The organism is Pseudomonas sp. S60, from assembly GCF_016647865.1.
Taxonomy (GTDB): domain Bacteria; phylum Pseudomonadota; class Gammaproteobacteria; order Pseudomonadales; family Pseudomonadaceae; genus Aquipseudomonas; species Aquipseudomonas parafulva.
The window spans coordinates 31310-58144 of record NZ_JACVVH010000020.1 but is presented as its reverse complement, the minus strand read 5'-3'; the positions used below and the strand labels follow the sequence as shown (position 1 = coordinate 58144).

At 63.9% G+C, this 26835-nt stretch carries 20 protein-coding genes and 1 pseudogene; 11 read left to right on the top strand and 10 right to left on the bottom strand.

Translation table 11 applies throughout. The features are described from left to right. The first annotated feature begins 4 nt into the window (after nucleotides 1-4). Nucleotides 5-478 carry a peroxiredoxin gene (locus tag IAE33_RS12245; RefSeq protein ID WP_201163690.1) on the top strand — a complete coding sequence of 158 codons (474 nt, stop codon included), beginning with the start codon at nucleotides 5-7 and terminating at the stop codon, nucleotides 476-478. Between the two features lie 35 nt (nucleotides 479-513). Here the strand turns inward: IAE33_RS12245 and IAE33_RS12240 are convergent, their stop codons facing one another. Both IAE33_RS12240 and IAE33_RS12235 read right to left on the bottom strand, forming a co-directional pair. Then, nucleotides 514-1584, bottom strand: a complete 1071-nt coding sequence (locus tag IAE33_RS12240; protein ID WP_201163689.1) for an AI-2E family transporter — start codon at nucleotides 1582-1584, stop codon at nucleotides 514-516. A gap of 19 nt (nucleotides 1585-1603) precedes the next feature. After that, complete coding sequence (locus tag IAE33_RS12235; RefSeq protein WP_028634637.1) at nucleotides 1604-1843, bottom strand: sulfurtransferase TusA family protein; 240 nt, start codon at nucleotides 1841-1843, stop codon at nucleotides 1604-1606. 120 nt (nucleotides 1844-1963) lie between these two features. Here IAE33_RS12235 and IAE33_RS12230 point away from each other — a divergent pair, with 120 nt between their 5' ends. Further along, entirely contained in the window at nucleotides 1964-3400 is a 1437-nt protein-coding gene (locus tag IAE33_RS12230; RefSeq protein ID WP_028634636.1) for a M48 family metalloprotease, read from the top strand. Nucleotides 3401-3538: 138 nt separating this feature from the next. On the opposite strand, the gene nadA is transcribed toward IAE33_RS12230, so the two are convergent. Both nadA and IAE33_RS12220 read right to left on the bottom strand, forming a co-directional pair. Then, nucleotides 3539-4597 carry a quinolinate synthase NadA gene (gene nadA / locus IAE33_RS12225; RefSeq protein ID WP_028634635.1) on the bottom strand — a complete coding sequence of 353 codons (1059 nt, stop codon included), beginning with the start codon at nucleotides 4595-4597 and terminating at the stop codon, nucleotides 3539-3541. A 238-nt stretch (nucleotides 4598-4835) separates the two neighbouring features. After that, nucleotides 4836-6344, bottom strand: coding sequence for a YdgA family protein (locus IAE33_RS12220; RefSeq protein WP_201163688.1), 1509 nt, complete (start codon nucleotides 6342-6344; stop codon nucleotides 4836-4838). Nucleotides 6345-6784: 440 nt separating this feature from the next. Between IAE33_RS12220 and IAE33_RS12215 the strand changes: the two genes are divergently transcribed. The 4 genes and pseudogenes from IAE33_RS12215 (at nucleotide 6785) to IAE33_RS12205 (ending at nucleotide 11347) form a co-directional block, all read left to right on the top strand. After that, a complete protein-coding gene (locus tag IAE33_RS12215; protein ID WP_201163687.1) occupies nucleotides 6785-8137 on the top strand; it encodes an APC family permease in 1353 nt (450 codons plus the stop codon). Between the two features lie 65 nt (nucleotides 8138-8202). Continuing rightward, nucleotides 8203-9411 (top strand): annotated as a pseudogene (locus IAE33_RS24940) (PDC sensor domain-containing protein); the annotation flags it as partial. 102 nt (nucleotides 9412-9513) lie between these two features. Continuing rightward, the gene (locus IAE33_RS24935; RefSeq protein WP_442967370.1) at nucleotides 9514-10269 is read left to right on the top strand and encodes a methyl-accepting chemotaxis protein; all 756 of its coding nucleotides are present in this window, start codon (nucleotides 9514-9516) and stop codon (nucleotides 10267-10269) included. Between the two features lie 118 nt (nucleotides 10270-10387). Further along, entirely contained in the window at nucleotides 10388-11347 is a 960-nt protein-coding gene (locus IAE33_RS12205) for a cation diffusion facilitator family transporter (RefSeq protein ID WP_201163685.1), read from the top strand. Nucleotides 11348-11355: 8 nt separating this feature from the next. Here the strand turns inward: IAE33_RS12205 and IAE33_RS12200 are convergent, their stop codons facing one another. The 4 genes from IAE33_RS12200 to pobA form a co-directional block, all read right to left on the bottom strand. Next, on the bottom strand, nucleotides 11356-12141 hold the full coding sequence (locus IAE33_RS12200; protein ID WP_201163684.1) for an EAL domain-containing protein: 786 nt from the start codon (nucleotides 12139-12141) through the stop codon (nucleotides 11356-11358). A gap of 201 nt (nucleotides 12142-12342) precedes the next feature. Beyond that, nucleotides 12343-13116, bottom strand: coding sequence for a coniferyl-alcohol dehydrogenase (locus IAE33_RS12195; protein WP_201163683.1), 774 nt, complete (start codon nucleotides 13114-13116; stop codon nucleotides 12343-12345). Nucleotides 13117-13134: 18 nt separating this feature from the next. Then, on the bottom strand, nucleotides 13135-14610 hold the full coding sequence (locus IAE33_RS12190; protein ID WP_028634628.1) for an aldehyde dehydrogenase family protein: 1476 nt from the start codon (nucleotides 14608-14610) through the stop codon (nucleotides 13135-13137). 64 nt (nucleotides 14611-14674) lie between these two features. Beyond that, nucleotides 14675-15859 (bottom strand): 4-hydroxybenzoate 3-monooxygenase, encoded by a 1185-nt coding sequence (pobA, locus tag IAE33_RS12185; RefSeq protein ID WP_201163682.1) that lies wholly within the window; start codon nucleotides 15857-15859, stop codon nucleotides 14675-14677. 133 nt (nucleotides 15860-15992) lie between these two features. Here pobA and IAE33_RS12180 point away from each other — a divergent pair, with 133 nt between their 5' ends. The 4 genes from IAE33_RS12180 (at nucleotide 15993) to IAE33_RS12165 (ending at nucleotide 19188) form a co-directional block, all read left to right on the top strand. Continuing rightward, nucleotides 15993-16874 (top strand): helix-turn-helix domain-containing protein, encoded by an 882-nt coding sequence (locus tag IAE33_RS12180; RefSeq protein ID WP_201163681.1) that lies wholly within the window; start codon nucleotides 15993-15995, stop codon nucleotides 16872-16874. A gap of 166 nt (nucleotides 16875-17040) precedes the next feature. Beyond that, nucleotides 17041-17736: a 3-oxoacid CoA-transferase subunit A gene (locus IAE33_RS12175; protein WP_028634622.1), complete on the top strand. Its 696-nt coding sequence runs from the start codon at nucleotides 17041-17043 to the stop codon at nucleotides 17734-17736. An 8-nt stretch (nucleotides 17737-17744) separates the two neighbouring features. Then, nucleotides 17745-18386: a 3-oxoacid CoA-transferase subunit B gene (locus IAE33_RS12170; RefSeq protein ID WP_201163680.1), complete on the top strand. Its 642-nt coding sequence runs from the start codon at nucleotides 17745-17747 to the stop codon at nucleotides 18384-18386. Between the two features lie 331 nt (nucleotides 18387-18717). Beyond that, the gene (locus IAE33_RS12165) at nucleotides 18718-19188 is read left to right on the top strand and encodes an RcnB family protein (RefSeq protein WP_201163679.1); all 471 of its coding nucleotides are present in this window, start codon (nucleotides 18718-18720) and stop codon (nucleotides 19186-19188) included. Here IAE33_RS12165 and nirD read toward each other — a convergent pair. Both nirD and nirB read right to left on the bottom strand, forming a co-directional pair. Beyond that, a complete protein-coding gene (gene nirD, locus IAE33_RS12160; RefSeq protein ID WP_201163678.1) occupies nucleotides 19138-19566 on the bottom strand; it encodes a nitrite reductase small subunit NirD in 429 nt (142 codons plus the stop codon). The two genes, IAE33_RS12165 and nirD, sit on opposite strands and share 51 nt — an antisense overlap. Further along, complete coding sequence (gene nirB / locus IAE33_RS12155; protein WP_201163677.1) at nucleotides 19566-22118, bottom strand: nitrite reductase large subunit NirB; 2553 nt, start codon at nucleotides 22116-22118, stop codon at nucleotides 19566-19568. The genes nirD and nirB overlap by 1 nt, the downstream gene beginning before the upstream one ends. Nucleotides 22119-22697: 579 nt before the next feature. Here nirB and IAE33_RS12150 point away from each other — a divergent pair. Next, a complete protein-coding gene (locus tag IAE33_RS12150) occupies nucleotides 22698-26777 on the top strand; it encodes a bifunctional nitrate reductase/sulfite reductase flavoprotein subunit alpha (protein ID WP_201163726.1) in 4080 nt (1359 codons plus the stop codon). Nucleotides 26778-26835: the final 58 nt, after the last annotated feature.

Here is a 26835-nt window from a genome sequence, read left to right as displayed (position 1 = left end):
CCCCATGGCCGTAGCACTCGACCAACCCGTTGCCGACTTCCAGGCCCAGGCCACCGGCGGCCACACCGTGAGCCTGGCTGGGCTCAAGGGCCAGCAGGTGGTGGTGTACTTCTACCCGAAGGACAGCACTCCGGGCTGCACCACTGAAGGCCAGGGGTTCCGCGACCAGCACCCGGCGTTCGCCGCTGCCAACACCGTGGTGTTCGGCGTGTCGCGCGATGGCATCAAGTCGCATGAGAACTTCAAGGCCAAGCAGGGCTTTCCGTTCGAGCTGATCAGCGATAAGGACGAGGCCCTTTGCCAGCTGTTCGACGTGATCAAGCTGAAGAAGCTGTATGGCAAGGAATACCTGGGCGTGGACCGCAGTACCTTCCTGATCGACAAAAACGGTGTGCTGCGCCAGGAATGGCGCGGGGTGAAGGTGCCGGGGCACGTGGATGCCGTTTTGGCGGCAGCCCAGGCGCTGAACGAGGGTTGAAAGTGATCAGGGCTGCCTGGCAGCCCTGATCCTGTTCAAAGCAACGGCGAAACACTGGGCTCCTGCCGGGGCCAGGCGTCCAGCACGGCCTTGATCAGGGTCGCCAGCGGGATGGCGAAGAAAATCCCCCAGAACCCCCACAACCCGCCAAACAGCAACACCGCGCAAATGATCGCCACCGGGTGCAGGCTTACCGCCTCGGAGAACAGCAGCGGCACAAGCACGTTGCCGTCCAGCGCCTGAATGATGGCGTATACGGTCATCAGGTAAATGAACTGGTCGCCCCAGCCCCACTGGAACAGCGCGATCAGCGTCACCGGCACGGTCACCACCACCGCCCCCACGTAGGGCACCACCACCGACAGCCCCACCAACAGCGCCAGCAGCGCCGCATAGTTCAGGCCCAGGCTGATGAAGGCGATGTAGGTGGCAATGCCGCAGATCAGAATCTCGATGCCCTTGCCTCGGATGTAGTTGGCAATCTGCCGGTTCATCTCGCTGCCCACCCGGTTCAACAGGGTGCGCTGGCGCGGCAGGTAGCCACTGACCCAGCGGCCAATCAGTTCGCGATCCTTGAGGAAGAAGAACACCAGAATGGGCACCAGCACCAGGTAAATCATGGCGTTGACCAGCAGCGGCAGGCTGGACAGCGAGAAGGTGAGCGCCCACTGGCCAAACTTGCCGATTTCGCCACGCACCGACTCGATGGCGTGCAGCACCTGCTCGTCCGATACCAAGTGCGGGTAGCGCTCTGGTAAAAGCAGCAACAACGACTGCCATTTGCCCAGCATGCCGGGCAGTTCGTTGAACAGGGTAATCAGCTGGTGCCACAGCAGGGGCACCAGCACCAGCATGACCACCGCCAACGCCCCCATGAACAGGGCGAACACCAGCATCACCGCCAGCCGGGTGGGCACACGCAGGCGCTCCAGGGCATTGACCAGGCCTTGCATCAGAAACGCCAGCACCATACCCGCCAGCACCGGCGCCAGCATGCCACCCAGGGTGAGCACTGCCGTGAAGGCCAGAAACAGCAACACCGCCAGCACCACCGCCTCTTCGTCCGAGAAGTAGCGCTGTACCCAGTCGCGAAACACTTTGAACATTGACGATCCTTGGGAAGACTCAGGCCTTGCGCAGCCAGTAGGTATAAGTACCGGCCTCGGCCGTTTCGTGCAGCAGGGTATGACCGGCCAACCGGGCGAAAGTGCGGAAGTCGCGCTGGGAGCCTGCATCGGTGGCGATCACCTTGAGTACCGCGCCCCCAGGCAGGCGGTTGAGTTCCATCTTGGCCTTGAGCAGCGGCAACGGGCAGTTCAACCCGCTGGCGTCCAGCTCGGCATCACAGGTCAGGGGGGTACTCATGCAGGGTTCTCCTAGGGCAACGCCGGGCTGCTGGCTGATCGGCCGGTAAGGATAGCGCCACTGGTCGCCAACGTGTGAGCCCGCTACAGTAGCTATCTTTGACCAACGCGAGCCTCGTGCATGAATTTACTGCGCCCTACCCTGCTGACGCTGGCGTGCCTGCTGGCCCTTCCTGGCCACGCGGACGACCTGCCCTCGCTGGGTGATGCCAGTTCGGCGATCGTCTCGCCGCAGCAGGAGCACCAGCTGGGCCGCGCCTGGCTCAGCCTGCTGCGCGGGCAGGTGAACCAGTTGAACGACCCGCAGCTCAAGGACTACGTGGAGACCAGCGTGTACCGCCTGGCTGAAACCAGCCAACTGCAGGACCGGCGCCTGGAATTCATCCTCATCGACAGCCGCGAGCTGAACGCCTTCGCAGCCCCAGGTGGCATTGTCGGTGTCAACGGTGGGCTGTTCCTCAATGCGCAAACCGAAGGCGAGTATGCCTCGGTGCTGGCGCACGAGCTGGCGCACTTGTCGCAACGCCACTTTGCCCGGGGCGTGGAAGCCCAACAACGCATGCAGCTGCCGATGATGGCTGCGCTGCTGGCCGGTATCGTGCTGGCGGCCGGCGGTGCCGGGGATGCGGGTATCGGCATGATCGCCGGCACCCAGGCGGCAGCCATTCAGGAACAGCGCCGGTTTTCGCGGCAGAACGAGCAGGAGGCCGACCGCATCGGTATCCAGAACCTGGAGAAGGCCGGTTACGACCCGCGCAACATGCCGACCATGTTCGAACGCCTGGCGCGGCAGTATCGCTACGATGCCAAGCCGCCGGAGTTCTTGCTCACTCACCCGGTGACCGAATCGCGTATCGCCGACACCCGCAACCGTGCCGAACAGGCGCCCAAAGGCGGAGTGGAAGACAGCCTGCGTTACCAGTTGATCCGCGCCAGGGTAGCGCTGACCTACGAGGGCACGCCGGGCCTGGCAGCCAAGCGCTTCCGCGCCCAGCTCGATGATGACCCGAAACTGGATGCCGCCCGCTATGGCCTTGCCCTGGCGCAAATCAAGGGCGGCCAGCTGAACGAAGCGCGGGAGCTGCTGAAGCCTTTGCTGGCCAAGGCCCCCAACGACATCACCTACAACCTGGCGCAGATCGACCTGGACATCACCAACAACCGCCTGAGCGATGCGCAACAGCGGGCCGAGCGCATGCAGGGCTTGTACCCGGGCAACTACCCACTCAAGCAGGTGCGGGCCGACTTGCTGGTGAAGCAGAACAAACCTGTCGAAGCCGAGAAGGTGCTCGACGACCTGATCAAAAGCCGCCCGGACGACCCGGACATCTGGTACGACATGGCCGAGGTGCGCGGCTTGTCGGGCAACACCATCGGCTTGCACCGCGCGCGCGCCGAGTACTTCACGCTGGTGGGGGATTTCGACCAGGCGATCCAGCAGCTTGATTACGCCAAGCGCCGCGCGGGCGGGAATTTCCCGCTGGCATCGCAGATCGACCAGCGTCAGCGGGAGATCATGGAGCAGCAGCGCATGGTAAGGGAGATGATGGGCCGCTAAGGCCCCTTCGCGGGTAAACCCGCTCCCACAGGGCTTGCGCCTGCATGGCCCCCACAGGTATCGCACTGCACACCCTCTGGGGACCCATACCGCCTGTGGGAGCGGGTTTACCCGCGAAGAAGACGACGCGCTCTGGCGTCAGGCATTGCCGGAGAGTTTCAGGCGCGCTGCCTGGGTGAAGTCCAGCATGCGGTTCAGAGGTTTGATCGCCTTGGGCACCAGGGCCGGGTCAACGAAGATTTCCCCGGTCTTGTTGCGCAGGCAATCAAGCACGCGCTCCAAGGTGTTCATGGCCATCCACGGGCAGTGGGCACAGCTGCGGCACGCAGCGCCGTTGCCGGCGGTGGGCGCCTCCACGAACACTTTGTCCGGGCACAACTGCTGCATCTTGTAGAAGATGCCACGGTCGGTGGCCACGATGAAGGTCTTGTTGGGCAGGGTTTGAGCCGCCTTGATCAACTGGCTGGTGGAGCCCACTGCATCGGCCAGTTCGATGACCGACTCCGGTGACTCGGGGTGTACCAGAATCGCCGCGTCCGGGTACAGCGCTTTCATGTCTGCCAGCTGACGCGACTTGAACTCTTCGTGCACGATGCAGGCGCCATCCCACAGCAACATGTCGGCGCCGGTCTGCTTCTGGATGTAGCGGCCCAAATGCTGGTCCGGGCCCCAGATGATGGTTTCGCCGTTGTCCATCAGGCTTTCGACGATTTCCAGGGCGCAGCTGGACGTCACCACCCAGTCGGCGCGGGCCTTCACGGCGGCCGACGTGTTGGCGTACACCACCACGGTACGTTCGGGGTGCTTATCGCAGAAGGCCGAGAATTCCTCCACCGGGCAGCCCAGGTCGAGCGAGCAGGTCGCCTCGAGGGTGGGCATCAGCACGCGCTTTTCCGGGGTGAGGATCTTGGCCGTTTCGCCCATGAAGCGCACACCGGCCACGATCACGGTCTGGGCAGGGTGGTTCTTGCCAAAACGGGCCATTTCAAGCGAATCGGACACGCAGCCGCCGGTTTCTTCGGCCAGCGCCTGAATAACCGGGTCACAGTAGTAATGGGCCACCAGCACAGCGTTCTGCGCCTTCAACTCGGCAGCAATGGCCGCACGGTAATCGGCCTCCTGCTCGGCAGTGAGCGGGTGAGGCTGCTTGGCGTCGAGGTGGGCCTGAACCAACAGGCGTTCGGAAATCTGGGTCATGATCGCTGGACCTGCAGGCGCCTGCGCGCGTCAAATCGAGTGTATCACCCGGCCCTGGCAGATCGGCTAGGGGTGCCGGACGGCGCGCAGGCCGCCACGGCCCTCTGCGGGCGCGGATTATTATGGACGCCGAAGGCTACAGCCAAATCCGAGATTTCCAAAGCGGTTTTTGCGGGGTGGGCAGGCAGTGTTCGCAGCCAGCGTGGCCGGCTGCGAACACTAGAGTACAGACCGATAATCAGCGGTCTGGCGTGAGCAGGCCCAGCTGGGTGGTGACCAGCATGGCGAACTCTTCGACGGTCATTTTCTTGCCGTTGAAATCGACCTTGCCATCGGCATAGTGCAAGGCGCTGACCACGTCATTGCCCTGCACGGTAGCCAGGCCGCTCTGCAGCGCCATCATGCCGGCCATCTCACCCGCCTGGCCCGACTGCATGGCAATGGCCTGCGCGTCGGTCTGCCCGTCCAGCAGTGCTTGCAGGGTGGCAAGGTCGCCCAGCATTGGCTTGGACAGGGACAGCTTGCCCTTGACCTGGGTGATGATCTGCCTGGCCAGCTGGTCCGATGGCTGGTCGAATGTGGCAGGGGCGGCAAAGTCCATCGCCAGGTTGAAGTGGCTCTCGCCATTGGCTGTCTTGAAGGTCAGGTCTTCGATGGCCACTTTGGGCTTGGCCGCCAGCAGCTGGGTCAAGTCAGCCTGAAACTTGGCTTTCTCGGCTGCATCCATGTTGATTTGCGGCGCCGGCTGGCCTGCAGCGGAAGCTGCCTCGAACTCCGGCAGATGCGCTTTGTACCAGAGAGACAGAGCCTGCAGCGCGGGCGCGTTGATCGAGTTCAGGCTAACGACCAGTTGCCCCTTGCCGACCGCACGGCCATCCCAGGTGATGTCGTCGACCTTATACTCGACACGAGCGCCTACATTGTCGCCCTTTTCAAGGGTTTGCAGGGCGTTCTGCTCCAGCCCTTTCATTACCAGCACCTGCTGCCTTGGCCCCAGCGTGACCTTGGCTTCGGCCAGGTACAGGTCGGCATTGCCCGTGTAGATATTGTCGTGCGCGGTGGCCGCGAGCTTGCCGCCGAGTTTCAGGCCCTGCAGCTCGAAGGTGGCAGGCGGTTGGTCGGCACGCACCAGCTTCATAACGAAGCGATCGGCATGGCCATTGAACCTGGAATCCTCACCCTTCTGATTGCCGCTTACCTGCAGCTCCATGCCCGAGAAGTCCAGGCTGTTGCCTTCGGCTTCGTCGACCTTGACCGGCGCCAGCTGTACCTGGCTGTCCACACCACCTGCGTACCCCAGGCTGGTGCGCACGCTCAGTGGCACCCGCTCGCCGGCCGCCGCATACCAAGCGGCAGTGGTGTCGTCCTTGTCCAGGGTGCTGTTGCTCACCGCCAACACCGGCATCAGTTTGAGCGTCCTGACCCTAGACCACGGGAACGGGCCATGCTCGATCTGGTCGGTGACCCCTAGCTCAAAGCTCGCCATCTCCCCCTCACCCACGTTGATGTCACGGGCCTTGACACGGTAACGGGCGGTGCTGCTGAACCAGTGCTGCTCCAGCGAAACACGCTCGACGGTCATGGTGCCACCCGTGGTCACCAGCGCCTTCTGCAACTGCGCGTTGGTGAGCGCCTGGGCGACGTCAAGCTCGGCCGGCAGCCGCTTGCCGGAGTACCAGGCGCCACCGATGGCTACGACGGCAATGGCGACTGCCAAGCCGGAGAGAATGCCTACTGATTTCTTCATGAATAGAACCGATTGATGTCCATAAGGGTTGTGCAGGCGGCATCAAGGCCGCGTCGAATGCGAAGAGTAGCATTGCGCGGCATCGTTGTTGGCCCCGAACCAACGGAAAACGCCGGAGAAGCCAGCCTCACCACTACCCTTGGTTGTCCGTTAATTTTTACGGACACCCATATTGGGTACGACCTGCTAAAAACCCCATAAAATTGAGGGCTCTTCGTAATCTATCCCGATATAAATTCCAATTACGACACATCCTGTCACGTTTAACTTGACACCCAGTCACCCTTCGTTTTTTATTTTCACCACTCAGCGCGCCGCAATCGCGCCCCTCGCCGCTCCAACATAAAAGGTGAACAACATGGAGCCCATCCGCTCGCCCTTGCCGCATGCGCAATCGACCGTGCCCGCCGCCCAGGCCCTGCTGCAGGAGCCTCGCCAGCATGCAGCCTGAACACAGCGCCCCTGGCCACGGCCAGCTCCGCAAGACCCTGCGCCTCTGGCACGTGATCATCATCGGCCTGGCCTACCTCACCCCCATGACGGTGTTCGACACCTTTGGCATTGTGTCTGGCATCACCGCCGGCCATGTGCCCAGTGCGTACATCCTGGCCCTGGCCGGCATCCTGTTTACCGCCGTGAGCTACGGCACCCTGGTAAAGCGCTTCCCGCAGTCCGGGTCGGCCTACACCTACACCCAGCGCGCCATCAACCCCCACGTGGGCTTTCTGGTGGGCTGGTCGTCATTGCTGGATTACCTGCTGCTGCCGATGGTCAATGCCCTGCTGGCCAAGCTCTACCTCTCGGCCATGTTCCCCGAGGTACCGCAATGGTTGTGGGTGGTCGGCTTTGTCACCCTCATCAGCCTGATCAACATGCGCAGCGTCAACCTGGTGGCACACTTCAACCTGCTGTTCGTGGGTGTGCAGGTGGCGATCATCGCCGTGTTCATCTACCTGTGCGTGCGCGGCCTTGGCCAGGGTGAAGGCCTGGGCACGGCCTGGAGCCTGCTGCCGTTCGCCGACCAGCAAACCCAACTGAGCGCCCTGGCCGCTGGCGCGACCATCCTGTGCTTTTCGTTTCTGGGTTTCGACGCCGTCACCTGCCTGTCCGAAGAAACCCGCGACCCCGCCAAGACCATCCCCCGGGCAATCTTCCTCACTGCGCTGATCGGCGGCCTGGTGTTCATTACCGTGTCGTACTTCATTCAGGCCTACTTCCCGACCATGGCGCGCTTCCACGACCAGGAAGCTGCCCTGCCGGAAATTGCCCTGTATGTGGGGGGCAAGCTGTTCCAGTCGGTCTTTATCGCGTGCACGGTCATCAACACCATCGCTTCGGGCCTGGCCTCGCAAACCAGCGTGTCACGCCTGCTTTACGTGATGGGCCGCGACAAGGTAATCCCGCCCAGCGTATTTGCACGCCTGCACTCGCGCTACAAAACCCCGGTGCTGAACATCGCGGTGGTGGGGCTGATTTCGCTGTCGGCGATCTTCTTCGACCTGGTCACCGCCACGTCCATCATCAACTTCGGGGCGCTGGTTGCGTTCAGCTTCGTCAACCTGTCGGTGATCAACCATTGCTACCTGCGCGAGGGCAACCGTCGCGGCCTGGCCAACCAGCTCAAGTACCTGGTGCTGCCCACCACGGGCTTTTGCATCATCGTCTCGCTGTGGCTCGACCTGAACGTGCATTCGCTGATGTTCGGCGGGCTGTGGGCAACACTGGGGCTGCTGTATCTGGCCTGGCTGACCAAAGCGTTTCGCGCAGCGCCCCCCAACTACGTGGCCGAATGACCCTTGCCGCACTACAACGCCCGCGCCTGATCGCGGGCGTTGCCCCATGACTCACGAGGTTTCCCATGCTGTTGCGCCGCCTGTCCATCCAGTGGAAGATCACCCTGCTTGCCGGGCTGTGCCTGCTGGCCATCGTTGCCGTGCTGGTGGCCACATCCCTGGCCCAGGCGCGGCGCAGCGCGGCGTTGGTCAACCAGACCAGCACCGAACTGCTCGAGAACAGCGCACGGGAAAACCTGCAGGCCCATGCCGACACCCAGGCACTGCGCATTCAGCGCTACTTCATGGACACCTACCAGTACGCCAATGGCTTTGCCCGCCTGGTGAGCGCCCTGAAGAGCCGCGGGGGCAGCGACTTGCGCGCCGAACTCACCCAGCAGGCGCGCACTGCGCTGGCGGGCAACCCGCAGGTGATAGGCCTGTACCTGGTATTCCAGCCAGAGGCCCTGGACCAACAGGACACCCAACACCGCGGCGATGCTGCATCTGGCAGCAATGAGGCAGGGCGCTTCTCGCTGTACTGGTCGCAACCGCAGCCCGGCATGCTGGAGCGGGAAGCCATGCCCGAGTCGATGCTGGGCGACACCAGCATCGGCACCAATGGCGTGGCAAAAAACCGCTGGCTGACCTGCCCGCAGCAGGCAGCCAAGGCCTGCATGCTTGAGCCGTACCTCGATGAGGTCAACGGCAGGCAGGTGCTGATGACCAGCATCGCCCTGCCATTGCTTGAAGGGGGCAAGGTGATCGGCGTCGTAGGCCTGGACATCGGCCTGGCAACCTTGCAGCAACTGAGCCTGAGCGGGCGCAGCGAGTTGTTCGACGGCCAGGGCCAGGTGAGCATTGCCAGCGCCGCCGGCTTGCTGGCCGGCAACAGCCGCGACGAGCACACGCTTGGCCAGCCGATTGCCCAAGCGGCAGCCGAGGGCGTGATGCGTGTGACGCAGCCCTTTGCGCCCATCCCGGGCAGCGCGCCGTGGCAAGTCACGCTGGAGGTGCCGCAAGCGGTGTTGCAGGCGCCGGCCGTAGCCCTGAACCAGCGCCTGGGGGCCCACAGCCAGCAGGCCAACCTCACCAGCCTGACGATCGGGCTGGTTGCTGCACTGATCGGCCTGCTGCTGGTGTGGCTGACCGCGCGCGGTGTTACCCGCCCCATCCTGGCCGTAGCCGCCAGGCTGGAGGACATTGCCAGTGGCGAAGGCGACCTGACGCGGCGCCTGGACTATGCCCGTGAGGACGAACTGGGCCTGCTCACTGGCGCGTTCAACCGCTTCCTCGACAAGCTGCAACCGGTCATAGCCCAGGTCAAAGGCTCCCTGCACCAGGCCCGCGCCACAGCAGACCAGTCGGCAGCCATTGCCACCCAGACCAGCAATGGCATGCAGCAACAGCACCGGGAAATCGAGCAGGTCGCCACGGCAGCCAATGAAATGAGCGCCACCGCAATGGACGTGGCCCACAACGCCTCGCAGGCGGCCGAGGCGGCGCGGGCTGCAGACCAGGCGAGCCGTGATGGGTTGCAGTTGATCGACAGCACCCGCCAGGGCATCGACCGCCTGGCCGACGGCATGAACGCCGCCATGTCCGAAGCGCATGAACTGGAAAACCGCAGTGCGCAGATCGGCTCGGTGCTGGAGGTTATTCGCACGATCGCCGAGCAGACCAACCTGCTGGCCCTCAACGCTGCCATCGAAGCGGCCCGCGCGGGCGAGGCCGGCCGTGGTTTTGCGGTGGTAGCCGATGAAGTGCGCGGGCTGGCCCAGCGCACTCAGGTGTCGGTCGATGAAATTCGCCAGGTGATCGAAGGCTTGCAGCAAGGTACCCATGACGTGGTGGGAGCCATGCAGGGCGGCCAGCAGCAGGCACAGGAAAGCGCTGCGCGCATGGAGCAAGCGTTACCGGCCCTGCAGCGTATTGGTGAGGCGGTGGCGGTGATCAGCGACATGAACCTGCAGATCGCCTCGGCGGCAGAAGAGCAGAGCGCGGTGGCCGAAGAGGTGAACCGCAACGTGGCCAGCATCCGCGACGTGACCGAGTCGCTGGCCGGCCAAGCCGATGAGTCAGCCCGCATCAGCCAGTCGCTGAACCAGCTTGCCAACCAGCAACAGGCGCTGATGGAACAGTTCCGCGTCTAGCCTGTGGGCCAATGCGCCTGCTTCGCGGGTGAACCCGCTCCCACAGGCATGGCGGCGCCCTCGCAAAGGGGGCCTTGCAAGCAACGCAGCACCGACGTTTTTACTGAGCACACTGATTATGCAAAACCCAAGTAGATCCACTTTCTTCGACATCACCAGCGAACAGGGCCTGTTACGGACCTCCATCGCTGTGACCCTGTTCATCGCCACCATCGGCATCGCCTTCGGCCTGGCGTCCGGGTCGTTCTCCATCATGTTCGATGGTGTGTATTCGCTGGTCGACGCCAGCATGAGCGGGCTGTCACTGATGGTGGTCAGGCTGATCACCTCGCATGCCACCAGCCTGCAGATGTCACGCAAGCTGCGCGAGCGCTTCACCATGGGCTTCTGGCACCTGGAGCCCATGGTGTTGGCGCTCAACGGCATCCTGCTCAGCGGCGTGGCCATCTACGCGCTGATCAATGCCATCAGCAGCCTGCTGCAAGGCGGCCGCCACCTGGAGTTTGGCATTGCCATGGTGTATGCGGTGCTCACGGTGATCGCCTGCGTGACCATTGCCGTGGTGGAAGCCCGCGCCAACCGCCAGTTGCGCTCGGACTTCGTGGCCATGGATGTGAAAGGCTGGGTGATGTCGGCCAGTATCACGGCCGCCTTGCTCATCGCATTCTGCTTCGGCTATGCGGTGCAGGGTACGTCGCTGGAGTGGGTATCGCCTTACATCGACCCGGCAGTTCTGGCGCTGGTGTGCCTGGTGATCGTACCCCTGCCCATGTCGGTCATCCGCCAGGCATTTTCAGAGATCTTCCTGGTCACGCCCGGGGACCTCAAGCTGCATGTGGACGCAGTTGCCCAAGCCTTCGTTACCCGTCACGGGCTGCAGTCGTACCGTGCCTACGTTGCCAAGGTGGGCCGCTCGCGGGAAATCGAGCTGTACTTCATCGTGCCCGCTGGCATGGCGGCGAAAACCATCGAGGAATGGGACGCCTGGCGCAACGAAGTGGGCGAGGCGCTAGGCGGCGAAGGCCCGAACCGCTGGCTGACGGTGGTGTTTACCGGCGACCCGGAGTGGGCTGAGTAAGCCGCTGTTCAGCTGCGCAGGCGTTCAATCAGCGGCAAGCTGTCGATGGCAGGCCGGGCAAAGTAGTAACCCTGCATCAGTTCGATGCCAAGCGAGGCCAGCGCCTCACATTCAGCCTGGGTTTCGACGCCCTCCGCTATCAAGGTAATACCCAGCCGCTGTGCCACTAACACGATGCCGGCGACGATGGCCTGGCGAACCGGGTCGCGGCACAGGTTGCGGGTGAGGGCCATGTCCAGTTTCAACAGGTCGGGCTGGAACTCTGCCAGCAGGTTCAGCCCCGAGTAGCCCGAGCCAAAGTCGTCGATGGCGGTGGTGAAGCCTTGCCGGCCGTATTCGCGAAAAATCGACTTCAGGTGCTCGGTATCTTCCACCCGCTCACCCTCGGTCACCTCGAAGATCAGCCGGTCGGCCGGGAAGTCGAACTGCCGTGAGGCCTCCAGCGTTGCCCTGATACAGGTACTGGGGCGGTAAACCGCATTGGGCAAAAAGTTGATGCTGAGCTTGCACGCCTCCACACGGTTGAGCCCCAGTTCGGCGGCCTTCTCGATGGCTTTGACACGGCAGGCCTGGTCGAAACGGTAGAGGTTGTCAGGTGTGACCTTGGCCAGGATTTCTGCCGCGCCCTCCCCTGCCAACCCCCTTACCAGTGCCTCGTAGGCGTAAGGCTTGCCAGTGGGCTGGTGGACGATGGGCTGGAACGCCATGGTGATGCCAAAACCCAGGTCGGCCAGTTCTCGGCATTGTTTACAACCGATCGCTTCGAAGGGCTGGGGGAATATGAGCTCGGGCATGTGGCCTCCTACAGCGTCTTGAGCGGTACGTATGCAGATGTGAGTCTGGTATGCGTTTGGACCGCGGCAATTGGCAGACGTGCAGGGGTGTGATCAGAAAGTAGCAGATGGCCATATCTGGACATTGGCAGGGGGCTGCATGGCAGCCCCTCGCGAACCTTGCTCGCGCCTACCAAGTTGGGGAGACGCCGCTTACTGCACTCAGAGGCCGTTGCTGCTGGCCAGAATATGCGAATGCATCCCCCCGTCTACCGCCACATTGGTGCCGCGCATCCAGCGCGAACCGTCGCTGAGCAGAAAGGCCACCACCGGGGCAATGTCGCTGGCACGGCCAGGCCGGTCCATGGTCTTCATGTCTTCTTCGGCGCGGGCGCCCAGGGTTTCGATGAAGTCCTTGAGAATCGGCGTGTCCACCGGGCCCGGGCTTACCGCATTCATGCGGATACCACGTTCGCGCCAGGTCCAGCGGTGTTGCAGGGTCCAGGCGATCAGTGCTTCCTTGGAGAAGAAGTAGCTACGCGCTCCCACGATGTCATGGCGGGTGCAGAAGGCCGCGGTACCGGAAAAGCTCAGGTGCTCGCTGTCGCGGATGGCTGCGACCGACTGTGGCCAGCCAACACCGGCCAGCGATGCCAGGTTGACGATGGCGGCATTGTCGGCCAGTTGCGGTACCAGGCCGAGGGTCAGGTACTTCAGGCCTACCAGGTTGACCTTGAGCACCAACTCGGCATTGAGCGTGGGTGGCAACCCCGCGATGTTGGCCAGGCCATCGATCCCGTCCGGCAGTTGGCCGAGCAGGCTGTCGATGGAGGCCTGTGACGACAGGTCGGCCTGGATGAACTGGTCGACCTCGACCTTGGGCCGGTTGATGTCCACGCCAATGACGTAGGCGCCCTGGGCGCGTGCCAGTTGCGCAGTTTGTTCGCCGATGCCGGAGGCGACACCGGTAATGACCAGCTTTTTACCGTTGAGCATGAGCATTCTCCGTCAGCATCAGAAGGGGTAGCGGCGCGGGCTGCCTTGCACGCTGACCCAGTGATCGGTGGTGAATTCCTCGATGGCCCAGTCGCCGTTGAAGCGCCCGAGGCCTGAGTTTTTTTCACCGCCGAACGGCGCATGAGCCTCATCATTGACCGGGATGTCGTTGACGTGGGTCATACCCGCCTTGACCTGGCGGGCGAAACGCACGGCACGCTCAAGGTTACCGCTGAACACAGCGCTGGACAGGCCGAACTCGCTGTCGTTGGCCAACGCCAGGGCGTGGGCTTCGTCACGGGCACGCTGAATGCCCACCAGCGGGCCAAAGATCTCTTCGCGGGCGATTTCCATGTCCTTGGTAACGTCGGCAAATACGTGGGGCGGCAGTAACTGGCCCTGTACGTCACCTTCCACCACCACGCGGGCACCCTCCTCCTTGGCACGCGCCACCTTCTCCAGCAGGCCTTGCAACTGCTTGGCGTTGATGATGGGCCCGACCACCGTATCGGCGTCATGCGGGTTGCCCACTTTCAGCGCCTTGACGCGCTCGGCATAACGCTCGACGAAGGCATCGTGCAGGGCGTCTTCGACGATGATGCGGTTGATCGCCATGCAAATCTGCCCCTGGTGCAGAAACTTGCCCATCACTGCTGCATTCACCGCCTGCTCCAGGTCGGCATCGGCCAGCACCACGAACGGGCTGTTGCCACCCAGCTCAAGGGCCACGTGCTTGAGGTGCTGGCCACCGGAGGCCAGGCGGCCGATGTTCAGGCCCACCGGGGTGGAGCCCGTGAACGAGATGAACTTGGGCACCTCATGTTCGACGAAGGCGTTGCCGATCTTGGACCCGGCGCCTACCACCACACTGAGCAGCCCGGCGGGCAGGCCGGCAGCCTCGTAGAGGCTGGCCAGCAGCAACCCACCGGTCACCGGCGTATCGCTGGCCGGCTTTATCACCACTGCGTTGCCCAGCGCCAGGGCGGGTGCCACGGAGCGTTGCGACAAGTGCAGCGGGAAGTTCCACGGGCTGATCACGCCCACCACGCCCAGCGCCTCGCGGTACACGCGGTTTTCCTTGCCCGGCACGTTGGACGGCAGCAGGCGCCCGTGCACGCGCGCCGGGAACGACGCCGACTCCAGGGTGATACCACGGGCTGCGCCCCACTCGATCTGCGCCTTGATGCGGGTACTGCCAGACTCGCGAATGATCCAGTCGATGATCGCTTCGCGGTGCTCATCGAACAGTTGCACCGCTCGGTGCATCACGGCAGCTCGTTCGGCCGGGCCGGTAGCGGCCCATTTCACCTGCGCTTCAGCGGCCTTGCGGTAGGCCTCGTCAAGGTCATCGCGATCCGCCTGGACGATCTGTGCCAGTTGGCTGCCATCGAACGGGTTGGTCACGTGCAGCACACTGCCATCGCGGCCGTCGCGCCATTGGCCGGCAATGAACTGCTGGGAAAAGACAGGGAATTGCGTGGCAAGGTGAGTCATGAGTTACCTCTTATAAGAATTGCGCTCATCGTCTGATAAGTCGTCGATCGCACCGCCAGGGGTGTCACTCCACCGGCTCGTAAGGCAAGCCAACGTAGTTCTCGGCGATGGACTTGCGCCCAGCCTCAGACCCTACGTAGTAGTCCAGTTCAGTTTGTTGCATGCGCTGGCTGAAGGCGTCGGTGCCGGGGAACTGGTGCAGCATCGACGTCATCCACCAGGAGAAACGCTCAGCCTTCCAGACCCGGCGCAGGCAGATCTGCGAGTAGCGTTCAAGCAGGTCCTGGCGCCCTTCGCGGTAGTACTTGAGCAAGATGTGGTACAGCGTGCTGACGTCGCTGGCAGCCAGGTTCAGCCCTTTGGCACCGGTTGGCGGCACGATGTGCGCGGCATCGCCCACCAGGAACAGGTGCCCGTACTGCATGGGTTCGACCACGAAGCTGCGCAGCGGCGCGATGCTCTTTTCGATGGACGGGCCCGTGATCAGCTTGTCGGCGACCGGCTTGGGCAAGCGGCTTTTCAGCTCGTCCCAGAAGCGCTGGTCGGACCAGTCCTCGACTTTTTCTTCGCTGGCAACCTGCACGTAGTAGCGGGTGCGGGTTGGCGAACGCATGCTGCACAAGGCAAAGCCGCGCTCGTGGCTGGCGTAGATCAGTTCGTCATTCACCGGAGGCGTATCGGCCAGTACGCCCAGCCAGCCGAACGGGTACACCCGCTCGAACTCTTTGAGCACACCGTCAGGGATCGATTTGCGCGAAACGCCGTGGTAACCGTCACAGCCAGCGATCAGGTCACACTCAATGCGGACCGGCTGGCCATCCTGAACAAAGGTGACATAAGGTTTCTGGCCCTTGAGTTCGTGCAACTGCACGTCGGCCGCATCGTAGTAGGTGGGAGCACCGCTGGCACTGCGGGCTTCCATCAGGTCGCGGGTGACCTCGGTCTGGCCGTAGATCATGACGGTCTTGCCGCCCGTCAGCTCGCGCAGGTTGATGTGTTCGACGCGGTTGTCGAACGCCAGTTCGAAGCCGTCGTGCACCAACCCTACGCGGTCCATGCGTTCGCCGACACCGGCTTCACGCAGCAGGTCGACCATACCCTGCTCCAGCACGCCGGCACGGATGCGGCCAAGCACGTAGTCGGGGCTTTGGCGCTCGATGATGATGTTGTCGATACCAGCCTTGTGCAGCAACTGGCCCAGCAGCAGCCCGGACGGACCGGCACCAATAATGGCAATTTGAGTCTTCATTGTTTTTATCCTCATGAGCCGACAGGCTCTGGGTTACGATTTGTCGTTCTGTATTTTTCGCAGATAAAGCTCCCAGAAGAAGGCAATTTCTGCTTTATTTGTTGGACTTTTCGAGGATTGCCGAGGATTGCGTATGTTGGCTGCCAAGGGTGTTCCCGTATTCAAGCTGTATGGCGAGACGTCCTGGCCAACCCCGGACCTGATCCACTGCGAATCCATCCCCGAGCGCAGCCGCCTGCACGACTGGGAAATCAAGACCCACCGCCATGGCGACCTTGCCCAGTTGCTGTATGTGCAGGCCGGGCAGGCCCACGTGCTGGTCGAAGGCGTTGAACAGCAGATCAGCGGCGGCGCCTTGCAGGTGGTACCGGTGATGAGCATTCATGGTTTTCGCTTTTCCGAAGATATACAGGGCTATGTGATCAGCCTGGCCAAACCGGTGTTGGAGCGCTTCACGCCGTTGCTCGAAGGCAAACCCATGGCTCAGGCCGAGTGCTACTGGGCAGGTGACGACCGCCGCTACCTCGATGACCTGTTTGGCCAACTGACTGAGGAATACCGCCAGCAGCGCCCGGAGCGCGACCTGATGCTGCAGTCCGTGATCTGCGCGCTGCTGGTGTGGCTGTCGCGTCGTTCACGCGAACGCGTGCAGCACATCGCCAAACCCAGGGAGCGCGGCCAGCAGCACCTGGACCACCTGACGCAGTTGATCGAGCAGCACTTTCGCGAGCACCAGCAGATCGAGCACTACGCTCGGCAGATCGGCGTCAGCGTCGCTCACCTCAACGCCCTGTGCCGGCAACTGACCGGGCAATCGGCGTTGCAGCAGGTGAACCAGCGGGTGGTACTGGAGGCCAAGCGCAACCTGGTGTACACCTCCATGACCATCGGCCAGGTCGCCGACAGCCTGGGCTTTGCCGAGCAGGCGTATTTCTCGCGCTTCTTCAAGCGGGCCACCGGGCTGACGCCCAAGGAGTTTCGCCTGCACCCTCGCTTGACCACTGAGCCCCAATGAGCTGTTGAACAACGGTTCGTTAATCGCCCACAAGTAGCCCACGCCTCTCGGCGACGTTTCCGGGTTAAGTCAAACTGTTCAGAACTTGTAAGCCACTTCAGGCGCTATCCGCACTTCACTGCCCCTCGTGCCGAAACTTTCATCTGAACTCACCGGGAGTACCGCTTTGATCGACAAAACGCATTCGTCCATCGCCAGTGCCTTGGCAGGCATTACCGACGGATCAACCCTCCTGATCGGTGGTTTCGGCAACGCAGGTATGCCCTCCGCACTCATCGACGGGCTGATCGCCCTGCGGCCTCGTGAGCTGACCATCATCAGCAACAACGCGGGTAACGGTGACACCGGCCTGGCCGCGCTGCTCAAGGCGGGCTGCGTGCGCAAGATCATCTGCTCGTTCCCGCGCCAGTCAGATTCCTACGTGTTCGACGCACTGTACCGCGCCGGCGAGATCGAACTGGAAGTGGTGCCCCAAGGTAACCTGGCTGAACGCATTCGTGCCGCGGGGTCAGGCATTGGCGCCTTCTTTTCACCGACGGGCTACGGCACCCTGCTTGCCGAGGGCAAGGAAACCCGTGAAATCGATGGCCGCCAGTACGTTCTGGAAATGCCGCTGCATGCTGACTTCGCCTTGATCAAGGCGCACAGAGGGGACCGCTGGGGCAACCTGACCTACCGCAAGGCCGCTCGCAACTTCGGGCCAATCATGGCCATGGCCGCCAAGACCGCGATCGTTCAGGTTGACCAGATCGTCGAGCTGGGCGAGCTGGACCCGGAACATATCATCACCCCGGGTATTTTCGTCCAGCGCGTGGTTGCCGTCCCTGACGCCACCACCGCTCCAATCGCTCACGCATCTTGAGGCCTGCCATGACCATCAACCAAAAGCTCTCCCGTGCCGAAATGGCCCAACGCGTGGCCGCGGATATCCAGGAAGGCGCCTATGTGAACCTGGGCATCGGCGCGCCTACTCTGGTAGCAAACTACCTAGGCGACAAAGAAGTGTTTCTGCACAGCGAAAATGGCCTGCTGGGGATGGGACCAAGCCCGGCACCTGGCGAGGAAGATGACGACCTGATAAACGCTGGCAAACAGCACGTGACCCTGCTCACCGGTGGCGCCTACTTCCACCATGCCGACTCGTTCTCGATGATGCGTGGCGGCCATCTGGATATCGCCGTGCTAGGGGCGTTTCAGGTCTCGGTCAAGGGCGACCTGGCCAACTGGCACACAGGCGCCGAAGGCTCGATCCCGGCCGTGGGCGGCGCGATGGACCTGGCCACCGGCGCCCGCCAGGTGTTCGTGATGATGGACCACCTGACCAAGACTGGCGAAAGCAAGCTGGTGCCCGCGTGCACTTACCCGCTGACGGGTATTGGCTGCGTGAGCCGCATTTACACGGACCTGGCTGTACTGGACGTAACGCCTGAAGGGCTGAAAGTCGTGGAAATCTGCGCAGACCTCTCGTTCGAGGCATTACAGGCCCTGAGTGGTGTGCCACTGATCGAATGAGCGTTCTTGCCTGCAGAGCCGTTGCCCCTTGATCGTGGCATTGCTTTTAGGCTGACAAGGCTTTTGAAGAGAGGCTGGCCATCGTCGATCGCCAGCCCGGTCCCGCGACCCTACGGCATGGCCCGGGTACCATGCTCACCCCCCATCACTGCCTTTGCGTACCGGCGCCTTCGGTGCACTCTGCGCTCAGGCTTTACCCGATCTTTACCTCCTGCTGGCGATACCTTACGCAAGCCCATGGTCATAATCTGCAAGCCCCTCAATGCTAGGCTCGCCGCAAGGCAAAGAGCCGGAACGAGGCGGCGCCCTTGAACCATGAAAGGAACACCTGATGAAAAAAAACCTGACTGCATTGTGCGCCCTGCTGGTGCTGGGCATGCCGCTGGCCAGCTTGGCGCAACCGGGCGGCGGGCCGGACAACGTTCCAGGCGGTAACCAAGGGGGTCCGCAACAAGGCCACGGACCGCAGCAGGGTCAACAGCCGGGGCACCCGTCGCAAGGCCAGCCACCACGCTCGCCGCAACAGCCAGGCCATGCCGCTCGCAATGACCATGGCGGCCACCCGGCCTACCGCGACGCCAACTTCCGTCCGCAGGCCGGCATGCCGGTGCCCCACCAGCAGTGGCAGCGCGGGCGCGTGGTAGAGCCGCAGTACCGCGACGACCGCTACTGGGTCACCGACTGGCGCGCGCGCCAGCTGTCCGCGCCACCACCCGACCACCGCTGGTTGCGCATCAACGGCGACTACGTGCTAGTGGCGATTGCCACTGGGGTGATCACCAGCATCCTGACCGGGTACTGACGCAGCGTGGGCAACGTCGATCTCCACATCATCCCCGCGCAGACGTGCGGGCCACACCCGCAACCGCTCCGTCGGCGCCTCCACGCACAGGCCGTCGTGCAGCCCGAAATGCTGTTTGTACAAGGGCGCAGCCACCACCAGTTTGCCCGCCATGCTCCCGATCAGCCCACGGCCGATCACGTTGGCACCTGAGCGTGGGTCGCGGTTGTCGAGGGCAAACACCTGGCCCTCGCCCTGCTCGCCCGGCAAGTAGAACAAGGCGATCTGATGGCCGCCCAGCAGCGCGACCACGCCCGAATGAGCGACCAGATCGCAACGCCCACAAACTCTGCTCCAGCCACTACCCGATTCAAACCGCAGTGCATTCATGCCAGGCATCAGACCACCTCCGTCGCATCGATCAGGGTCATTTCTTCCGCCCGGGCAGGCCGGCGTTGGCCGCGCTCCTGGACGAACTGCACGTCCGGGTCGGCGCCACTGGCGTTGACGAAGGTGCGGAAGCGTTTGAGTTTTTCCGGGTCTTTCAAGGCGTTGGCCCATTCGCATTCGTAGCGGTCGACCACCAGCTGCATCTGCGCTTCGAGCTCGGCGGCCAGGCCCAGGCTGTCGTCGATCACCACCGCCTTGAGATAGTCCAGGCCGCCTTCAAGGCTTTCGCGCCACACCGAGGTGCGTTGCAGCTTGTCGGCGGTGCGGATGTAGAGCATCAGAAAGCGGTCGATGTAGCGGATCAGGGTGTCGTCATCGAGGTCGGTGGCAAACAGCTCGGCATGGCGCGGGCGCATGCCGCCGTTGCCGCTGATGTAGAGGTTCCAGCCGTTCTCGGTAGCGATCACGCCCACATCCTTGCTCTGTGCTTCGGCGCACTCGCGGGTGCAGCCCGACACGGCGAACTTGAGCTTGTGCGGGGCGCGCAACCCCTTGTAGCGCTCTTCAATGCGCAGGGCCATCTGCACGCTGTCCTGCACGCCGTAGCGGCACCAGGTCTTGCCGACGCAGCTTTTTACCGTGCGGGTCGACTTGCCGTAGGCATGGCCGGTTTCAAAGCCGGCTGCGATCAGCTCGGTCCAGATGTCTGGCAGTTCGTGCAGCTGGGCACCGAACAGGTCGATGCGCTGGCCGCCTGTGATCTTGGTGTAGAGGTCGTATTTCTTCGCCACCGCGCCGATGGCGATCAGCCCATCGGGGGTGATTTCGCCGCCAGGTATGCGTGGCACCACAGAGTAGGTGCCGTTCTTCTGCATGTTGGCCATGAACGTGTCGTTGGTGTCCTGCAGCGGCACCAGCCACGGCTCCATGATCGGCCGGTTCCAGCACGAGGCGAGGATCGAGCCGACCACGGGCTTGCAGATGTCGCAGCCCAGGTGGCCTTTGCCGTGCCGGGCCAGGAGTGCGTCAAAGGTCTCGATGCGCTCGACGCGCACCAGCGAGTACAGCTCCTGGCGGGTGTAGGCGAAGTGCTCGCACAGGCGTTTGTCGACGGCGACGCCGCGGGCGGTGAGTTCGTGCTCGAAGACTTGCTTGAGCAAGCTGGCGCAGCCGCCGCAACCGGTGCCTGCCTTGGTCTGGCACTTGAGGCTGGCAAGGTCGGTACAACCACCGTCGATGGCACTGCAGACTGCACCTTTGCTGACGTTGTGGCATGAGCAAAGCGTGGCGGTGGCCTGCAGTGCGTCGACGCCCAGCGCCGGCGCCGCCCCACCCAACGGCAGGATCAGCGAAGCCGGGTCGGCGGGCAGCGCGATGCCGTTTTGAATGTATTGCAGCAAGGTGTCGTAGTAGCTGTTGTCGCCTACCAGCACGGCACCAATGGCCTGCTTGCCGTCGGCTGAAACCACCAGGCGGCGGTAGCTGGCAGTGGCTTCGTCGATGAAGCGGTAACTGCGCGCTCCGGCACTGGCGCCATGGGCATCGCCGATGGAGCCGACGTCGACGCCGAGCAGCTTGAGCTTGGTCGACATGTCGGCACCGGCGAACGGCTCGCTGCCCTGTTCGCAGAGCTGCGCCGCCACACTGCGGGCCATCTGATAACCCGGCGCCACCAGGCCGAACACGCTGCCGTTCCAGGCCGCGCATTCGCCGATGGCTGAAATGTGTGGGTCGCTGCTGCGGCAGGCGCCGTCGATGGCGATGCCGCCGCGGGCGCCCAGGTCGAGGCCGCAGGCCTTGCCCAGCGCGTCTTGCGGGCGGATGCCGGCGGAGAACACCACCAGATCGGTTTCCAGGTAGTCGCCGCCGGCGAAGTTCATGCGGAAACGGTGGTCCTCACCGGGGGTGATCGACTGGGTGCTGCGCGACAGGTGCACCTGCACGCCCAGCGCCTCGATACGCGCCTTGAGCGCCACGCCACCCGCTTCGTCCAACTGCACCGGCATCAGCCGCGGTGCGAATTCCACCACATGGGCTTCAAGGCCCAGGCTGCGCAGCGCGTTGGCCGCCTCCAGCCCGAGCAGGCCGCCGCCGACCACCACCCCGCGGCGGGCGTTGCCGGCAGCGGCGCGAAGGGTGTCGAGGTCGGCCAGGGTCCGGTAGACCAGTCGCGAATCGCCAGCCGCGCCTTCGATCGGCGGCACGAAGGGATAGGAGCCGGTGGCCATGATCAAGTGCACGTAAGGCACGCAACCGTTGGCGGTGATCACCACCTGGCGTGCGCGGTCGATCTCCAGCACCGGCACGCCAAGGTGCAGCGTCACGCCTTCACCCTGATACAGCGCGGCATCGCCCAGAGCCAGGGACTCGGCGTCGCGGCCGCCGAAATATTCGGACAGGTGCACGCGGTCATAGGCGCGCAGCGGCTCTTCGCTGAACACGTGAATGCGGAAGCGGCTCAAGGCCCCGCCTTCCACCAACTGCTCGACGCAGTGGTGGCCGACCATGCCGTTGCCGATTACCACGAGGTTTTGCAGATCACTCGCCAATTCGCTGTTCATGGGGCACCTCTCAAAGCCGATCCGGTTGTCGCGAAGCAAAAAAAAAACGCCTGGAACCCATAGGTTCCAGGCGCCATTGCCTGTTCTCGCTGCCGGCCCGTGGGCCTGGCTCAGTCGTTTTTCCTTGGGCCGGTTGCGGCCGCTCGATCGCCGTTGATCGACAAGGGGCCCGCTGACACTGTGCAGCGGTTGCCAATCACTATGCAGCGGTTGTGCCACAAACCCGCCAAGCCGCCCGCAGGCCCTGATGTGGGCGTTTAGAACGTGGTGGGGGTAAAAGAATGCTTCTCCATGTTCCAAAACGGTGCGAATCCACCCCGGCCGCCCCAGCAGGAAGCGGCCATCCCGCCCCATACACGCCTGGTCGGGAGCGCGCTGCTACGCAAAATCACAGCGGCGCAGCATTCACACACGCCCTGGCCTGGGGTTGGCCCAGCCATTGCTACACCCAGACAAAGGCCGTCAACGACGATGGCCGTACTCCCAGGCAAGATCTCACGACAAAGGCGCCGTGCAGCTCCCGTTGAAAAACGCAGGAGCCGCATGGCGCCTTCGTCGTTCAAGCAAGAGAGCACCGCGATGACCAACTCCCTGCTCGAGCCCAGCAAAACCGTACGCAGCGTCTGCCCCTATTGCGGGGTGGGCTGCGGCATCGTCATGCAGGTGGAACATGGCCTGATCGTGAAGGTTTCAGGCGACAAGCAGCACCCGAGCAATACCGGTCGCCTTTGCACCAAAGGCAGCACCTGCGCTGTGCCTGTGGCCGATGCCGGGCGCATGCAGCACGCCTTCATGCGCGAGCAGCGCCAGCGCGACCCGGTGCGCGTTGGCATCGACCAGGCCATCGAGGCCACCGCCAGCCGGTTGCGCGCCATCATCGACGAGCACGGCGCGGACGCCTTCGCCCTGTACGTGAGCGGGCAGATGTCGCTGGAGGCGCAATACCTGGCCAACAAGCTGACCAAAGGTTTCATCCGCAGCCAGCACATCGAATCCAACTCGCGCCTGTGCATGGCCAGCGCCGGCAGCGGCTACAAGCTTTCGCTCGGCGCCGACGGCCCGCCCGGCGCCTACGACGATTTCGAACACAGCGACGTGTTCCTGGTGATCGGCGCGAACATGGCTGACTGCCACCCGATCCTCTTCCTGCGCCTGCTCGACCGGCTCAAGGCCGGGGCCAAGCTGATCGTTGTCGACCCCCGGCGCACCGGCACTGCGGACAAAGCCGACCTTTACCTGCAGATCGCCCCCGGCAGCGACCTGGCCCTGCTCAACGGCCTGTTGCATCTGCTGGTCGAAGACGGCCTGACCGATCCTGCCTTCATCGCTGACTTCACCGAAGGCTGGGAGGTGATGGAAGACTTTCTGCACACCTACACCCCAGCCTATGTGGCGCAGGTGACCGGGCTGGCCGAGGCTGACATCCGCCAGGCAGCACGCTGGATCGGCGAGGCGAGCAACTGGATGAGCTGCTGGACCATGGGCCTGAACCAGAGCGTGCAAGGCACCTGGCACACCAATGCCCTGTGCAACCTGCACCTGGCTACAGGCGCCATCTGCCGTACCGGTAGCGGCCCGTTCTCGCTGACCGGCCAACCCAACGCCATGGGCGGCCGCGAGATGGGCTACATGGGGCCGGGCCTGCCAGGCCAGCGCTCGGCGCTGGTGGCCGAGGACCGCGCCTTCATCGAGCAGCTGTGGGGCGTCGACGCTGGCAGCCTGCGCACCGAAACGGGTAACGGTACCGTGGATATGTTCCGCGCCATGGCCGCCGGCCAGATCAAGGCTTGCTGGATCATCTGCACCAACCCGGTGGCCAGCGTGCCCAACCGCCAGCAGGTAATCGACGGGTTGCGCCAGGCCGAGCTGGTGATCACCCAGGAAGCCTTCCTCGACACCGAAACAAACCGCTACGCCGACATCCTCTTGCCCGGCGCGCTGTGGGCCGAGGCCGAAGGCGTCATGATCAACTCCGAGCGCACCCTGACGCTCACCCAGCAGGCCGTACAGCCGCCCGGCGAGGCCCTGCCGGACTGGCAGATCATCGCGCGGATCGCTTGCGCCATGGGCTATACGGAGGCGTTCAGCTACAGCAATGCGGCCCAGGTCTTCGAAGAGATCAAGCGCACCGCCAACCCAATGACCGGCTACGACCTGCGCGGTGCCAGCCATGCGCGCCTGCGCGAGCAGCCACTGCAATGGCCCTGCGCCACGGCCGAAACCGCCGTGCGCAACCCGATCCGCTACCGCCAGGCCGCTAGCGCCCAGCTGCGCTTTCCCACCGCCAGTGGCAAGGCGCAGTTCTTCGCCCGGCCGCACCTGCCGCCCGCCGAGCTGCCCGACGACGAGTTTCCGCTGGTGCTCAACACCGGCCGCGTACAGCACCAATGGCACACCCTTACCAAGACCGGCAAGGTGCCGGCGCTAAACCGCCTGAACCCTGGGCCTTTCATCGAAATCCACCCCAGTGATGCCGAGCGTTTGGGGGTAGCCGCGGGCAAGCCGGTGCAGGTGCGCTCGCGCCGTGGCGTGGCGTTGCTGCCGGCGGTGCTCAGCGACCGCGTGCGGCCGGGTAATTGCTTCGCGCCCTTCCACTGGAACGACGTGTTCGGTGAGCGGTTGGCCGTCAATGCCGTGACCAGCGACGCGGTCGATCGGCTCTCGCTGCAACCGGCCTTCAAGTACTGCGCCGTGGCGCTGCAACCGGTGCCCGACGCCGAGCCGCCCACAGCGCTGCCTTCAATGGATACAACCCAGGCCTACGACCCCATGCAGACCGATCACCTCGCACGCCTGCTGAACCTGCCGGCCGTCGCGCCCTTGACCCTGAACGCCGACGCGCAAGCCTACCTGCATGGCTACCTGCTGGGCCTGCGCAGCGCCGAGGCCCCGCATGGCGGCGTACCGACGATTCCCGAGCAGGCGCCCTTGGCCCCCGAGCAGCGACTGCTGCTCAATGGTTTGCTGGCTGGTATGTTTTCCCGGACCGGGGGCGCCGCGCCCGCTGTGCAGGTGCAGGCTTGTGCGCCCGCTGCCGAATGGCTGGTGCTCTGGGCGTCGCAAACGGGCAACAGCGAAGCCCTCGCCGCGCTGTGCGCACAGCGCCTGGGCAACGCCGGCCAGCGCGCTCGTGTACAGGCCATGGACAGCGTCGAGCTCAAGCACCTGCGCAGCGCCGCGGGCGTGTTGCTGGTGGCCAGCACGTTTGGCGACGGCGACCCGCCGGACAACGCCGTCGCCTTCTGGGAATCGCTGGCCGACGCCGCGCCCGAAAGCCTGCGCGACAGCCGTTTCGGCGTGCTGGCGCTGGGCGATTCCAGCTATCAGCAGTTCTGCGGTTTTGGCCGCAAGCTCGACGAGCGCCTGGCCGCGCTGGGCGGCGAGCGCATCCAGCCGCGCCTGGACTGTGAGCCGGACTATCAGGCGCCTGCCGAAGGCTGGCTGGTCGAACTGTGCGGCAAGCTGGGTGCGGGTCGCCTCAAAGGTGCCGTGGCCGCTGCGCCGCCCTCCCCGGTCCCTGAGGCCGCCGACGCCGCTCGCAACCCCTATACCCGCGCACGCCCGCTGCACACGCGCCTGCTATTCAACCGCGTGCTCAACGGCGAGGGCGCCGAGAAGGAAACCCGGCACCTGGCGTTCGACCTGGCCGGTCAGCACTTCCCCTACCGCGCAGGCGATGCTCTGGGCGTCTGGCCGATCAATGCGCCCGCCCTGGTGGAAGAGGTGCTGAACCTGATTGGCGTGGACGGCGACACCCCGGTGCATCTCGACGAACAGCCGCTCATACCGCTGCGTGTCGCCCTGGGCGAGCGCCTGGAAATCGCCCGCATCAGCCCCGACCTGCTGCACCGGGTCGCGGCCCAGCCCGGCAACGAGCGGCTAGGCGCCCTGCTCGAAGAGAAGCAGCACACCGCCTTGCAGGCTTGGCTGTGGGGCCGGCAGTTACCCACCCTGCTGCGCGAATTCCCCCTCGCGCTCGACGCGCAGCAATGGGTACGCCTGCTCAAACCGCTGCAACCGCGGCTGTATTCGATCAGCTCGAGCCCAGCCCTGACGCCTGACGAAGTGCACCTGACCATCGCCACCGTGCGCTACCGGCATGAAGGCCAGGCGCGCGGCGGCGTGTGCTCGACCTTCCTCGCCGACCGCGCCGGCGAGCACGGTGTGCGTATCTACCTGCAACCTTCCGCGCACTTCCATGTGCCGGAGAACCCTGATACGCCGCTGATCATGATCGGTCCTGGCACCGGTATTGCACCGTTTCGAGCGTTCCTGCAGGAGCGCGAGGCGCAGGGCAGCAAACGCAACTGGTTGTTTTTTGGCGAGCAGCGGGCCCGCACCGACTTCTACTACCGCGAAGAACTACGCGACTGGCAGCGCAACGGCGTGTTGCAAAAGCTCGACACGGCGTTCTCCCGTGACCAGGACGAGAAGGTCTACGTGCAGCAGCGCATGCTCGAAGCGGGTGCCGAGGTGTGGCAGTGGTTGGAGCAAGGTGCCCATGTGTGCGTATGCGGCGACGCCGCGCGCATGGCCAAGGACGTAGACGCGGCGCTCAAGGCGATCGTGCAGCGCCACGGCAAGATGAGCGCCGCTGCAGCCACGCTCTACGTCAGCGACATGAGCAAAGCGCGGCGGTATTTGCGTGACGTGTACTGAACACCGGTAGCAGCACGCCGGCTGGCGCTTTTACCACACCTTACGGATCGGGAATCAC